The 14141-nt window shown below is 39.2% G+C and carries 11 protein-coding genes and 1 pseudogene (1 of these 12 running past the window's edge); 8 read left to right on the plus strand and 4 right to left on the minus strand.

The annotated features are described in order from the left end of the window. From AC6ER9_RS01790 to AC6ER9_RS01800, 3 genes are all read left to right on the plus strand, one after another. A protein-coding gene (locus AC6ER9_RS01790; RefSeq protein ID WP_497074737.1) for a M23 family metallopeptidase crosses the window boundary here: on the plus strand, window positions 1-491 show its final stretch. Its footprint begins 1495 nt before the window's first position; 491 of the gene's 1986 nt are visible here — the last part of the coding sequence; its start codon lies beyond the left edge, outside the window; the stop codon is at window positions 489-491. 589 nt (window positions 492-1080) lie between these two features. After that, window positions 1081-2277, plus strand: a complete 1197-nt coding sequence (locus AC6ER9_RS01795; RefSeq protein ID WP_497074738.1) for a metallophosphoesterase — start codon at window positions 1081-1083, stop codon at window positions 2275-2277. A gap of 797 nt (window positions 2278-3074) precedes the next feature. Beyond that, complete coding sequence (locus tag AC6ER9_RS01800; RefSeq protein WP_497074739.1) at window positions 3075-4592, plus strand: metallophosphoesterase; 1518 nt, start codon at window positions 3075-3077, stop codon at window positions 4590-4592. 253 nt (window positions 4593-4845) lie between these two features. Here AC6ER9_RS01800 and AC6ER9_RS01805 read toward each other — a convergent pair. From AC6ER9_RS01805 to AC6ER9_RS01820, 4 genes and pseudogenes are all read right to left on the minus strand, one after another. Further along, window positions 4846-5356 (minus strand): annotated as a pseudogene (locus AC6ER9_RS01805) (sensor histidine kinase); the annotation flags it as partial. A gap of 84 nt (window positions 5357-5440) precedes the next feature. Continuing rightward, window positions 5441-6865 carry a sensor histidine kinase gene (locus AC6ER9_RS01810; protein WP_497074740.1) on the minus strand — a complete coding sequence of 475 codons (1425 nt, stop codon included), beginning with the start codon at window positions 6863-6865 and terminating at the stop codon, window positions 5441-5443. Window positions 6866-7090: 225 nt separating this feature from the next. Beyond that, a complete protein-coding gene (locus AC6ER9_RS01815; protein ID WP_497074741.1) occupies window positions 7091-7645 on the minus strand; it encodes an RNA polymerase sigma factor in 555 nt (184 codons plus the stop codon). Window positions 7646-7652: 7 nt separating this feature from the next. Beyond that, window positions 7653-7856: a NepR family anti-sigma factor gene (locus tag AC6ER9_RS01820; protein ID WP_497074742.1), complete on the minus strand. Its 204-nt coding sequence runs from the start codon at window positions 7854-7856 to the stop codon at window positions 7653-7655. Window positions 7857-8025: 169 nt separating this feature from the next. Here AC6ER9_RS01820 and AC6ER9_RS01825 point away from each other — a divergent pair, with 169 nt between their 5' ends. From AC6ER9_RS01825 to AC6ER9_RS01845, 5 genes are all read left to right on the plus strand, one after another. Further along, complete coding sequence (locus tag AC6ER9_RS01825; protein WP_497074743.1) at window positions 8026-8820, plus strand: response regulator; 795 nt, start codon at window positions 8026-8028, stop codon at window positions 8818-8820. A 23-nt stretch (window positions 8821-8843) separates the two neighbouring features. After that, window positions 8844-9857 carry a sensor histidine kinase gene (locus tag AC6ER9_RS01830; RefSeq protein WP_497074744.1) on the plus strand — a complete coding sequence of 338 codons (1014 nt, stop codon included), beginning with the start codon at window positions 8844-8846 and terminating at the stop codon, window positions 9855-9857. Window positions 9858-11178: 1321 nt separating this feature from the next. Beyond that, window positions 11179-11934, plus strand: coding sequence for a hypothetical protein (locus tag AC6ER9_RS01835; protein WP_497074745.1), 756 nt, complete (start codon window positions 11179-11181; stop codon window positions 11932-11934). Between the two features lie 62 nt (window positions 11935-11996). Further along, window positions 11997-12362: a hypothetical protein gene (locus AC6ER9_RS01840; protein ID WP_497074746.1), complete on the plus strand. Its 366-nt coding sequence runs from the start codon at window positions 11997-11999 to the stop codon at window positions 12360-12362. Window positions 12363-12406: 44 nt separating this feature from the next. Further along, on the plus strand, window positions 12407-12853 hold the full coding sequence (locus AC6ER9_RS01845) for a hypothetical protein (RefSeq protein WP_497074747.1): 447 nt from the start codon (window positions 12407-12409) through the stop codon (window positions 12851-12853). Window positions 12854-14141 lie beyond the last annotated feature (1288 nt).

A 14141-nucleotide genomic window follows, 5' to 3' on the forward strand; every position in this document is an offset into this window, starting at 1 on the left:
TGCGCAAACCCACGCCAAATGGCATTTTTGGTTCCCCATTTGGACCACGCAAACATCCTATTTTAGGCTATGTGCGTATGCATACAGGCGTTGATTGGGTTGCACCAAAAGGATCCCCTATTATTGCTGTAGGAGATGGTATTGTCACAAGAGTCGGTATAACAGGCGGTTATGGAAATCATACAGAAATTCAACATGCCAATGGATATGTGAGCAGTTATTCCCACCAAAGTCGTTATGCACCAGATATCAAACCAGGCGTGAAGGTACGACAAGGACAAATCATTGGGTATGTTGGAACAACAGGGATGGCAACCGGCCCCCATTGTCACTTTGAAATCATTGTCAATGGTGTCAAAGTTGATCCCATGCGCATTCGTATACCTGATAGCAAAGCCTTAACCAATCAAGATCTGCAAACATTCCTACAAGAAAAAAATAATATTGATTCCTTAATCAACAGCCCGATAACACCATCTGAAGAGACTTAAAAAGTCCTTTCCGCTACACCTTCTAAAGTCATGCCCCTCTTCAAGTGTCTAAAAATATACTGTAGAGCGTGCTTTTCTCGAAGGTTTCTAATATTTAAATATAAAAACGATGCGACAATATAAAGCAGCATAACAATGATGAGAATAGTCCCCTCCCCTTTTAAAGGCCGTGCACAATATACAACTTGATAACACTTGAAAAAGCCAAGAGCGTTAGACACGAAGAAAGAGTTTCTGTCACCTTGAGATGTATGATCAAACCTTATAAATCCTACCACAACTTACGCAATTTTACCTCTTAATTCATGACATTGCTTACTTTTTCCGCTTACTTTTTCCAATCTTATCAACAATGACAAATCGTAAACTTGTGTCTTAACTTCTCGACAAACCAACAGCAAAACTAAAACACTCAATAAAGAAAATTAAAAACATATTGGATTATAAAAATTATAATATAATTTTTATTTACTGGAGAAATGTTTTATAAAAATAACAAATTGTTTATAATGTTGTATTTTAAAATATTTTATAATATACTTATAAATGTTAAACAGTATAAATAAATTAAACTTATTGAGGGGTTAGCATGATAAAATACAAGTATAAAACAATAAGTATTATTTTTTTAGCAGCATCAATTTATACAAACTGTGTTACTGGAGGGGAAAAATCTCCAAATGTACCCCATGATAGAATAAAATCAAACAACCAATTTAGAAGTTTAAAACATCAATCAACAAAGGGCGTTGACTCTGGTCATAACACCAAAATATCTTCAAATAGCCCAAAGAAAATTTCTACTAAAAACTATACTGCTATCATTATGTCTGATCCACAAGCATGGAAATTGGATTATGGTGATCCTCATGGGGAAAAAAACAAGTTCCTGTGGCTCAAGAGAAATGAGAAAGTTGCACAAGCAATAAAATCACAAAAAGTAGATTTTTATATTGTCAATGGTGATTTAACAGAATACGGTCGTAGAGAAACCTACGAAGATTATACAAATATATACAAAAAACTTGGTGCGCCGGTGTATGAAGGACTTGGCAATCATGATTATGCGAATAATGTCGGGGATTGTACGATTCCTGAAGAAAATAATTCTTCAGGCGATGCATGTGCCATAGACGCTATCTCGAGAATGATCAAAGAAATCAAAAAATACAGTGAGGAACTGCCGCATTTCAATCAAGATATTAAGGAGTTTAGTGACGCTTCTAACAAGTCTGTTCACTTTATAGAAGGGAGTTTTGCTTACTCATGGGATTATGGCGATATTCACTACGTACAACTTCACAACTATCCAACTTATACGGTTAATCTAAAACAACGTGATAAGGTTATCCAAGTTAAGAGCTCTTTGGATTGGCTGAAAAAAGACTTAGCTGCAGCTGATGCAAGAGGGAAAATTACAATTATAAACTTCCACAATGCAATGGCATTTTTTCCTAACAGTTCTTCACATTTTATTAATCCGCAAAATGTTGAAAATCTGTCGGTCTTTAAATCAATCATTACCTCTCATAATGTCAAAGCAATCTTTGCCGGTCATACACATTATCAAAGCACTTGTCGCGCACAAGATGATAAAGTCTTTGGCAATATCCCAGTCTATACATCAGGGGCACTTTTTAGAGGAGACTATTACCTTATCGAAGTAGAGGGAAAAAATATTCATGTTAAAGCCTATAATGGCATAACAGGAAAGCCCACTTTGATCGAGGATTTGGGTGAGATAGGCACAAACACAGAATTCTTTGAGAATTGTAGTAATTTATAAAGGCTTTTTCTTTTCCAAGCTTAACAAACAAAAAGGGACATTACAGTCACTTTGGCAAGGTAAGCTCTGTTTCTTTTGCTCTCTTCATAGGAAGTTAGAGCAAAAGAAACAAAAATCTTTATGCCTCTTAAAACCACAGATTCAAAAAGAGTTTCAGCAAACTGTAGCCGTTTCATGATCAAACGTTCAAGAGTTGGACTTTTGTTCTAAAGTTTGGCTTTTCAAGAGCGATATCATCGTCTTTTACAATGAAGATTAATTGTCCATCTCATTTAAGAGTTGCCCTTTTGTGAGGAGCCACCCTTTTGTAAAGAATAGCCCCCTTGTTAAGAGTCAAATGACAAATTCTTCAGAAATATTTTATATTAAGAGAGCAAAACATTCTAAAAAGAGCTGATTATTTGCTCAAAGCGCAGAGTAAAACTGCTCCATATTACGCTCCATATTAAAGCTTATAAGTCTCTCCCAAACTGCACATAAATCGCATAATTGATCATGAGATCAACCATGGATTGAATGCTCTTTTAAAATACACCATAGAAAAGTCGTAAAACTTTGTTCTTTATCATAATTTGCATGAGAAGAGGAAAGGTATCGATTTGAAAAAAATGCGTAAATTGGTGCAACACTTCATCCATAAATTGATCTTATTGTTCTCAAGTTCAACTTATTTTTAGACAGACCACATTGTCTCAATAAAGGGAACGTGATTCATGAAAAATGGATTCAAGCGCTTTTTATGATATCGCCCTTGCCAAAAAAATTCTGAAGTCGTTTTGTTTTTTGGGTGAAATTTTATGAAATACAAACAGGGTATCATTACAGCACTTTCCTTGATCATTGTTGTTTGGTTGAAGCCTTATCCATCTCATGCGCAAGATCTTTCTGTGACTCACAAAACAAGGCAAAAATTTATCGAAAAATTACCTAAACCTGAGCGAATGGCCTTTGATGATCGTTCAACGGATGTATACATTGTTAATGATCTGACCGATCCACCAACTTCTATGATCTTAATTGACAAAGAGATAGAACGCGGAGAATGGAAAAGAGGTGGATCTTGGTGGAATATGGGGCCTTCGAATATAATTCCACCTGGCACAGCGGGAAAAGCGGCAACAACATCGAATGCTTGGCTTTTTGGCGCTGGGGGATGGGTTAAATATAAAGTAGCAGATGACGGAACGATATTAAAATTCCGATGGTATAACCCCTATAGTGGTGCCAATGAATATTCCGCTACCTCAAGCAACAAAGATTATTTTTTTGAACAGATGGAAGGAGTGGGTGATAATGCAAGAACAATTTGGTACGTAAAAAGAAAGACACCTAAAAATTATAACATTGTCATAGCCGCAGATCCACAACCATGGCGTTTGAATTCTGGGGACCCTAACGCATACAGCAACAGAGAACCGTGGCTCAAGACAAATAGAAAAGTTGCAGAAGCACTAAAATCGCACATTGTGGCGTTTTATATCGTAAACGGGGATTTAACGGAGTTTGGTCGCCCTCAAACCTATCAAGATTATGCAGATGTCTATAAAAACATGTTTTATCCAGTCTATGAAGGACTAGGCAATCACGATTATGCCAACAATGTTGGTGATTGTATGATCCCTATATCAAATCTTTCAAAGGATGCCTGTGCGGTGAGTGCGGTGAAAAGAATGCTCAAAGAAATGAATAAATATAGCAGTTCTTTGCCCAAATTCAATCAACATGTGCTTTCTCGTCCGCTCCTATCCATGGAAACGGCTCATTACTTCATCGCTGGGAGTTTAAGCTACTCATGGGATTATGGAGATATTCACTATGTACAGCTGCAAAATCATCCAATTTATACAGCGAATTTATCTGATGGTCACACGCAAGTAAGAATAACAAGTGCGCTAAATTGGCTAAAAAAAGATTTAGCGGCGGCTGACAAAAGAGGAAAAGTGACCATTCTCAACTTTCATGATGCCCGCTCCTATTTTTGGGATAATAATTCACATTTTCTTCAACCCAAAAATATGAGAAGTCTCATGGACTTTAAATCAATTATTACCTCTCACAATGTCAAAGCAATCTTTGTAGGGCACACACATCAGCAATATTATTGCCGTGTACACAATGATAAGGTCTTCGGAAATATTCCTATCTACACGGCAGGAGCACTCTTTAATGGGGACTACTATCTTGTTGATGTAGAGGGAAAAAACTTTCACGTCAAAGCATATAATGGCAAAACAGGCACACCAATTTTGACCAAAGATTTAGGAAAAAATGGAAACAAAATATTCTCTTCGAACACTTGCAGCCAATTATTATAAGAGCATTTTTGCTTTTAAGCTTAACAAACAAAAGAGAACGCCCCAATAGATGGACAAACAAGAAAGATTAGGGCGTTCTTTGTTGCTTATGTGACCTAAGAGGCAAAATGGTTCTGAACAAGAAATGGAGAGCAAGGGCACAACATCCAATGGCTATAAGAGTAGAAAATGATTGAAACAGATAAGACCTTAAAATATTTTTCATTCCCACACCATCATCTTCTACCACGAGTATCAATTGTCCATTGGCTTAAGGCCCAAAGGAAATATAAATATGGCCCGACCGTTGATCAGGAAAGACGTGTTTTAAGGAATTGGTCAGCAATTCACCCAGAATAATTCCAAGGGTTGTGGCATCTCTTGAAGAGAGACGACACTCTTTAAAGTCTGTGTGAATAGTAATATTTTCCCGCAATTCAAAAGGAACAGCCAATTCCACATCATGCACCACAGAACTAAGTAAACTCTGCCAAGAGCGTCGTTTCCATGTCATCACTCAAACGCAAACGACGATGGGCTGTAGAAATGGTCTGAATACAATCCCGTGCGGCCCCAAGCACAGAACGGACTTCTTCATTTTTGCTCCGATTTAACTGAAGTCTCAGCAAAGAAGACACCGTCCCAAGAGAATTGCCAATACGATGACTTGCATCCTACAACAATATTTCAACCCGTTGACGTTCTTTCTCAGCGTGATTGCGTGCACTTTCTAGTTCTTGTGTTCGTTCTTTCACACGGGCTTCCAAAGCGATATTTTCACTATGAAAACGCTCTCGTTTATTTTCTTTCTTTTAAAACACACACGTTTTTTTTCAAAAAGCCATAAGACAAAAAATGCTCTTTTAAAATCAGTCAGAGATTTTTTTGAACGCTTCATGGCTCAGTTTTGGTAGAGGAATAACAATTTTTGTCCCTCCTAAAGCAGAAGTCTCAAACAGAGGTTTTTCACCAAATTGCATACAAAGCTGTTCTACCACCACACGACCAAGTCCTGTCTTTTGTTCTAACGTTTGGTTTTTCATTCCCACACCATCATCTTCTACCACGAGTATCAATTGTCCATTGGGCTGAGGCCCAAAGGAAATATAAATATGGCCCGACCGTTGATCAGGAAAAGCATGTTTTAAGGAATTGGTCAGCAATTCACCCAGAATAATTCCAAGGGTTGTGGCATCTCTTGAAGAGAGACGACACTCTTTAAAGTCTGTGTGAATAGTAATGTTTTCCCGCAATTCAAAAGGCACTGCCAATTCGACATCATGCACCACAGAACTGAGAAACTCTGCCAAAAGCGTCGTTTCCATGTCATCACTCAAACGCAAACGACGATGGGCTGTAGAAATGGTCTGAATACGATCCCGTGCAGCCCCAAGCACAGAACGGACTTCTTCATTTTTACTCCGATTTAACTGGAGTCCCAGCAAAGAAGACACCGTCCCAAGAGAATTGCCAATACGATGACTTGCATCCTGCAATAATATTTCAACCCGTTGACGTTCTTTTTCAGCGTGATTGCGTGCTCTTTCTAATTCTTGTGTTCGTTCTTTCACACGGGCTTCCAAAGCAATATTTTCGCTATGAAGCAGCAATTGATACAATTTTAAAGAACGCACATCGCGATGAAAACGATTAATAACAAAATAGGCAGAAATAAAAGTACTCACAACAGAAACAATCGCCGCTAATGTTAAAGCAGCGCGCATTAATGCGATGCCCTCACGCTGTTTTTGCCGCACCACATCATCGCCATTAATAAAACTTGTCATCAATTGCGCTAAACGGGCCACAGGAATCCTCGAGACGTCCGGAGAAGCAGAAGGATGTAAAGATTGATCCGGCAGTTTATCAAGAGCCTGCATATGGGCATTCATAAATGCTTTTCGTGCTTCAACCTCGCCTTTAAAAGCTGTAAACCATTCATCCCATTGCGGATGCGCATAAACAATCAGTGCAATATAATTGAGAATATCTTCCAATTCCCGCTCTGCATTTTCAAAGCGGACCTTATCTTCCGCCTTGTGTGTTCTTGCATAGCTTCGATCAGCAACCGCCATATCAATCAAGCTGATCAGAACCAAATCAGCCTGTTCGCGCAATTCTGAACTTGTATTTAACTGAGCAACTTCTCGATCAACGGCATTGGAAAGCAATATAATAAAAATCGATGCTAAAAGAGCCATAACAAGAGAAACAACAATCGCCACCCACCGCCAGCGTGATATCGTTGCATCAGAAGAAGGCATTTGAGGCAGCAAATTTGTCTTTGTTGTCATAAAATTTCCATTGGCGAACTTGAAAGTCGTCATTTTTCAGTACAAAGGAAGGCAACCTTATGGAACATACACCAAAAGCCTATAAGAGCGTTTCATAAAGGCTTTTCTTATGTTTCTAAGGAGAAAACGCCACCCTTTCTGAATTTCCTCAGATACTGAATTTACTGTAATAGCTATGACGGGAATAAAAAAAACAAGGCTATCCATCATAATTATTATGCTTTTTTAGCCGTTAAATGAACACAATGTACTTCCAGCTGAATAAGAATCGGGACCATAATCGGATTCACCATCGACATGAAGAAGTTCCTGTAACCGTTGACGCGCCCTGCTCACACGGCTTTTAATGGTGCCAACAGCACAGCCACAAATAACCGCCGCATCTTCATAAGAAAATCCCGATGCCCCAATAAGAATAATGGCTTCTCTTTGATCTGCGGAAAGCTGATTTAAGGCTTTTTTAAAATCTTGCAAATCAAGTGATCCATATTGGGCAGGATGAACCGCAACATTTTGGGTAAATGCGCCGTCAGTATCTTGAACTTCCCTTCCCTTTTTGCGCATTTGACTATAAAATTCATTGCGCAAAATCGTAAAAAGCCACGCTTTAAGATTGGTTCCCATCTCAAAGGAGTCTTGCTTAGCCCATGCTTTCATCACCGTATCTTGAACCAAATCTTCAGCTTTATCTTGCTTCCCGCTTAAAGAAACAGCAAAAGCACGTAAAGCCGGCAACACCAAAAGAAGTTCTTGTTTAAAATTTTTCGCGCACTTTGACATAAAGGACTCAAATCTTTTCCACACTGTTTAAGCCCAATTGCTCTGCACGCTCTAACTTCTCTAAAAGATCGAGCAAACGCCGTGGCAGCGCTTCTTCTTGAATTTCCATGTAAAATTGGCGTAATTTCCGTGCTATCTCGCTGTTGGCCCCAAGAAGATCATCTCCTACTTTAAAAGGTGTAGTGAGATTTTTTTCATCACGGTCGTTCATTTTTCGTCCCCCTAATCCATATAATATCAGTAGCACCGCGAAGAATTTTTTCGCCTTATGGTTGTAAATATGGCTATCGATAAAAAGTTCCATACAAATCAAGGAACTTTTTTATTTGTTGCGAATTTCAACCAACAAAATGCTTGAAAGGTCAAAGGAGTTATAAATTATGTCATTATCAACGCGCATTGCCCCGCATCTTCCCTATCTTCGGCGTTTTGCCCGCTCTGTCACTGGAAGCCAATCCTCTGGTGATGCCTATGTATCAGCGATGTTGGAAGCCCTCATTGCCGACATTACCATTTTTCCCAAAGCATCCAGTGACCGAATTGGGACCTATTGGCTTTTTTGCCATCTTTTTGACCAAACCACCCCGAATATTCCGGAACCCTTGCCACAATTGGGACTTGAACAAAAAACCAGTGCCAAATTATCCTATCTCACCCCCCGTGCACGCCAAGCATTTTTGCTCATTGCCGTTGAAGGATTTAATGAACAAGAAGCCAGTGAGATTATGAATCTGGATACGAAGGCATTTCGCAAGCTTCTCAACCAAGCCTCTATTGATATTTCTCAACAAATTGCCACTGACGTGATGATTATTGAAGATGAGCCTCTCATTGCGCTTGATATTGAGCAAATGGTCGAAAGCCTAGGACATCATGTTGTCGGCATAGCGCGCACACGTGATGAAGCTGTTATTATGTATCATAAGCAAAAGCCACGGTTGATTTTAGCGGATATTCAATTAGCCGATAACAGTTCAGGCATTGATGCGGTTAATGAGATTTTGCAAAATGACCGTATACCGGTGATTTTCATCACAGCTTTTCCCGAAAGGCTTCTGACCGGCGAACGCCCCGAACCGACTTTTTTAGTCACCAAACCTTTTAACCCCGATATGGTGAAAGCCCTTATTTCACAGGCTTTATTTTTTCAAGAGAATGCTTCTAAAGCGGCTTAGAACTAGAGTAAACATCTTCCATTATGATCGTTACGCCTCTTTCAAAGCCTCCTATGGACAGATCTCATATGAACGCGCTCATGCAAGCGATTCGTGGCGCTGATATTTGTGTTCTCTATCAGGCAACAAATTTGGTTTATTTATGGGCTGAAAACTTACCCCACCATTTGCACCATAAATGGCGGGTTGGCTGTCGTGACAGCGACTTTTTCTCGCTTGATCTTGCCGACAATATGGAAACCATCAAACTGCAGGTTTTAGCCAGTGGTAAAATGCAAACCGTTGAAGCCCGTTTTGAAGATAAAAGCAAACAAGAGATTTGGTACAAATTTTCTATTGATTGCCACCGTAACGATAACGGAGACATTATCGGTATTATCACCACCGGTGTTAATATTTCCGGCTTACGCCGCCGTGAACAAGTGCTTAAAATTCTGCTTAGAGAAGTCAGCCACCGTTCTAAAAATCTTCTCGCAATCATTCAAAGTATTGCCAGCCAAACAGCCCGCTATACTGAATCCCTTCAGGTTTTCTTACGCAAATTTCAAGGTCGTCTTCATTCGCTTTCTCATTCTCAAGATCTAATCACCGATTCCGATTGGCGTGGTGCCCAATTTCGTGAATTGGTTCAAACGCAGGCTTTAGGCTATTTAATGAAAAAAACAGAACGTTTTTCACTTGAAGGCGTCGATCCTTATCTTTTTCCCAATGCCGCGTTACATATTGGTTTGGCTTTTCATGAACTGATTATCAATTCTCTTTCTTTTGGCGCCCTTTCCCAAGAAAAGGGCAGCGTCTGTATATGCTGTGAAATCGAAACAAACCTGAATGGCAAAACACAACTCCTCATTACTTGGAATGAACATTTTGAATCTAGTGCCCCTCTTACAAATAATAAAAAAGCCTGTTTTGGCAGTGCTGTTCTCGAAAAAATTGTTCCCATTTCTGTCAATGGCTCGGCTTCCTTCAAATGGACAAAAGAAGGGATTGTTTATCGCCTTTCTGTTCCGGATACTTACTTTGATATTTTTTCTTAAAAGAGCCTTTTCAAAAAAAGAACCTTTCAAACCATAAGTTTCTCTCTTCAGCAAAATCTCTAATTTATTCAGCACTCTTTTATTAAGCATAAAGATTATTTTCCAACTGCGCAAAAAACCTTAACCCTCTCAAGAAACCACACTTCTCAAAAAATCTTAACAATGAAAACTTTGCCACAGTCAAAGTCCCTTTCCCACTATCCACCAACCTTCCCCCTCCGATAACCACCTATTTTCAACAATATATTCATTTACTATGATAATTTAACATTTTTCAACTTAAACGAGAATCCCCAATATCATCAGATTCTCTCATTTAAAATTCCTCTCATGTTGCATCAACGAAAACCATTTTTTGCACGTCACAAGTGCAAAGAGCCTGTGTGGATAAAAAAACGATGAAGAAAGGACTAAAAATACTTTTTCACGAGAATCGTCGAGAAAAGCAAAGAGTTGATCCACAAACATTCTAGAATTGGAACAAGAGTGTGATAGTTTCTGCTTCACAAGCATAAAAATGAGAATGCCCAATAGCTTTTATATTATTAATGGCTTTTTTATATTATTACATAGAAGCTTTATCGTTATACCATTCACAAGCATCGCCGTGATGCGAGGGGAGAGGTGCTGTCTCCTTTAAGAGAGAAATTAAAACGATGAAGAACAAGCGGTTTTATTGTTAACATGCCCGATAAAAGCGAACCTATCCCCTCTCTCTCTTTTTGCGTTATTTTCGCAATACGCATACCGTTTTATTTAGCAAGAAGGTAAAATTTAAAGCATTAAGCCAATGTCTATCATTACTCTTGAGCTTGACGCACTTAAAGCATCCACGACAATGAACGCTCAGAAATTACTAACGCATAAAAATTACACGATTTTTTGCGTTTATTTTATTAATCCCGTGTCTAAGTCATCTTCTTCACGCAAAAAAGAATATCAGATACTTTTCTCTTCTCACATTTTTTTAATGATTTCTCATTGCCTGCAAACCATTCCCAAATGCCTGTAAATGCTTAAATGCCGGCACGTGCCTTTCAAAACAGCGCTTGTAAATAGGGTTTCCCCCGTAGAGTGGAACCATTATGTGCGCCCCTCTTTACCTTCAAAAAACTATCGCCTTTTTTACGCCACAAAAGCATTGAGCATCATTATGCCCCCACCCCCCCTTTATACTGCCCTGTACCCCCCCCGTTCACCCTCCTCATACAACACTCCTTCGTACAACAAAATTTTGACATTAGAGAGCATTCACAAGAGCATTTGTATTTTCTTCAAATATTTCACTCCCCCATAAGTTTTCCTCACCAGCTTAGCTTTTATGATGTGCGAAGCAATGATTTGGAACGACTTGGAACGACTTGGAACGACTTGGAACGACTTGGAACGACTTGGAACGACTTGGAACGACTTGGAACGACTTGGAACGACTTGGAACGACTTGGAACGACTTGGAACGACTTGGAACGACTTGGAACGACTTGGAACGACTTGGAACGACTTGGAACGACTTGGAACGACTTGGAACGACTTGGAACGACTTGGAACGACTTGGAACGACTTGGAACGACTTGGAACGACTTGGAACGACTTGGAACGACTTGGAACGACTTGGAACGACTTGGAACGACTTGGAACGACTTGGAACGACTTGGAACGACTTGGAACGACTTGGAACGACTTGGAACGACTTGGAACGACTTGGAACGACTTGGAACGACTTGGAACGACTTGGAACGACTTGGAACGACTTGGAACGACTTGGAACGACTTGGAACGACTTGGAACGACTTGGAACGACTTGGAACGACTTGGAACGACTTGGAACGACTTGGAACGACTTGGAACGACTTGGAACGACTTGGAACGACTTGGAACGACTTGGAACGACTTGGAACGACTTGGAACGACTTGGAACGACTTGGAACGACTTGGAACGACTTGGAACGACTTGGAACGACTTGGAACGACTTGGAACGACTTGGAACGACTTGGAACGACTTGGAACGACTTGGAACGACTTGGAACGACTTGGAACGACTTGGAACGAAAAAACTTTAAAAACGTTCAACAGTGAAGAAGCCTTAAGGCTGACAAATTGGAGACCATAATGTCAACGACTTATTTGGAAAATATTTTATGAATCCTCTTGTCTTTATTCTCTTATTGGTTTCATGTACCGATGATTTTAGCAGTTGCTATTCCAACAATACAATGGCTAAAATCTACCCAACGGCTCAAACATGTGAACAAGCCATGGTGCCATCTACAAAAAAATCTAAATTTTATGGACAACAAATTTTTGCGCAATGCATAAACGTGCATCCTTATTTACATCAAAAAAAAGTAAAGTTGATCTGGTCTGTAACAAATCATGGAAATTTTCTGCTTAAAAGCGAAAATGTTCATAACAAAACGTCTACAGTTTACAAAGAAGATATTTTACCAACATCATTGCCTCTGCTGCATTCTTCTTCCACAAATCTCTTGCACAAAAAACTTTAAAAGCATAAACCCATCAGATCTTAAAAAAATAATCAATAAAAAGCATGACGGATAGGAAACCAATGATCCCCTCACAAGCCCCTCATACAGAGCAAAACACTCTGCCCCAAGATCTCCCCTTAGATCCTGCCGTAGAACGGGTGAGAAAAAAACTAATGGGTTTAATGATGATCTCCGTTTTAATAACGCTCTTTCTCATTCTGATCGTGCTGTTTTTAATCGTTTATAAAGTGACAACGGGATCAACACTAAAACAAACAGAAGGCTTTTCCTCTCATAGCACAAATCCACCCATTATCCACCACACGCTCTCTCTACCAGAAGGAGCACAGATTTTGTCACAAAGCCTCTCAGAGGAAAATATTGTCCTGCAAGTTTTAATGCCTGATGGACACACAAAATTGATGATTTATAATTATCATACCGGTGCACTGATTGCCGTTCTTGCGATTAAAACAACTGAAAAAATATCAACGACAATACCGCATTAAACAAGCCAACAGCACCAGCAAACACAGGTATTCTTGAGATTTAAGCCTCTGCTTATCATGAAGATGATACTCTTTGGAGGAAGAGGCATTTTTTCTCCGTCTCCCCTCTCCAAATACACACAAAGAGTCAACCTTTCTATCATCCCCATTCCCATTTTTAAGAAAACGAAGGTTACCCCATGAAAACTCAAATGAAAGCACAAAAAATTTCTTGAATACGAAAATTCAGCATCTTGATCGATTATGATCATTTATTCTTGCTTTCCGTCAACAAACTGATTGGTCAATATCATTGAGCATTATTTAACCTAGAATGAGAGGTCCTGATAGGTTTTTAAGTACTACTTTCTGTTGTTCAATTGACTTATCTCGCCCTGCAATTGAATAAAAGACCCCGAAGATTGTAAGATTCTCTCGCTTTAAATTCTTTCTCATATTGAATCAAACAAAACCATTTTTTTTGCACGTCAAAAACGTCAGGAAGCCCTGTAGACTGAGACGGTACAAGAAAGAAGTAAAAATGCCTTTTCATGAATCATCGAGAAGAGCTAAAAGTTAATCTGCAATACTCGAAGGCGGGCCCAAGTGTATGAGGGCTGACACAAGTCATGTGAGAGTGCCTGCTTGCTCCTTCACAAGCGTAAAGCTAGTGGTGCTCAATAAATTTTATATTAGGGAGACTTTATATTATTATATTATTCTGTGGGGGGTTTTACGCGTTTATAGCCTTCATGAGGCGCCGTTGCGAAACGGATGTGACAAGTGCTCTGAAAGATGTGTCTTTAAAACAAGCTTGTGAATATGCCACATACCTATATTCTGTTTGAAGCGTTCTATTTTACATAAAGGTCGTGATCCCATTAAAAGACACGCAATAAACAAAAGGCAATATGTCATCTTTATTCTTTAAAAGGTATCGCCTTGGATCTTTTTGAAAGCATGTAACGCTGAAAGGTTGATGGTAAAGATAAGCACTAATTTATCCCTTCTTCATATTCTTCCCAAATGAGGAGGCTTTCCCATTTCAAAGGTCATACAAACGAAAGAAATACAATAGGCTTCTCCTAATTTGGCATACACCAATTAAAGAAGCGTGTTTTGCTCTAAACCGTCTTAATAAGTGTCTTCAACATGGCAGCTGCCTTGCTATTGAATATTGATTACTAAGCAATAGAAAAAACAAAGGCTTTCTTAAGAAAACAACGCCATAAAACCATTAATAGACCCGCAAGGGATTAGAAAGATGTGCGGGCTTAAGACCAGCAAACACCCATAACACATTGAGCTT

The sequence above is a fragment of the Bartonella sp. SL317 genome, assembly GCF_059687655.1.

Excerpts from the sequence above, each read along its gene's own strand:
- AC6ER9_RS01795 (WP_497074738.1), top strand. The coding sequence starts at position 1,081 with ATGATAAAATACAAGTATAAAACAATAAGTATTATTTTTTTAGCAGCA.
- AC6ER9_RS01800 (WP_497074739.1), top strand. The coding sequence starts at position 3,075 with ATGAAATACAAACAGGGTATCATTACAGCACTTTCCTTGATCATTGTT.
- AC6ER9_RS01810 (WP_497074740.1), bottom strand. The coding sequence starts at position 6,865 with ATGACAACAAAGACAAATTTGCTGCCTCAAATGCCTTCTTCTGATGCA.
- AC6ER9_RS01815 (WP_497074741.1), bottom strand. The coding sequence starts at position 7,645 with ATGTCAAAGTGCGCGAAAAATTTTAAACAAGAACTTCTTTTGGTGTTG.
- AC6ER9_RS01820 (WP_497074742.1), bottom strand. The coding sequence starts at position 7,856 with ATGAACGACCGTGATGAAAAAAATCTCACTACACCTTTTAAAGTAGGA.
- AC6ER9_RS01825 (WP_497074743.1), top strand. The coding sequence starts at position 8,026 with ATGTCATTATCAACGCGCATTGCCCCGCATCTTCCCTATCTTCGGCGT.
- AC6ER9_RS01830 (WP_497074744.1), top strand. The coding sequence starts at position 8,844 with ATGATCGTTACGCCTCTTTCAAAGCCTCCTATGGACAGATCTCATATG.
- AC6ER9_RS01835 (WP_497074745.1), top strand. The coding sequence starts at position 11,179 with ATGATGTGCGAAGCAATGATTTGGAACGACTTGGAACGACTTGGAACG.
- AC6ER9_RS01840 (WP_497074746.1), top strand. The coding sequence starts at position 11,997 with ATGAATCCTCTTGTCTTTATTCTCTTATTGGTTTCATGTACCGATGAT.
- AC6ER9_RS01845 (WP_497074747.1), top strand. The coding sequence starts at position 12,407 with ATGACGGATAGGAAACCAATGATCCCCTCACAAGCCCCTCATACAGAG.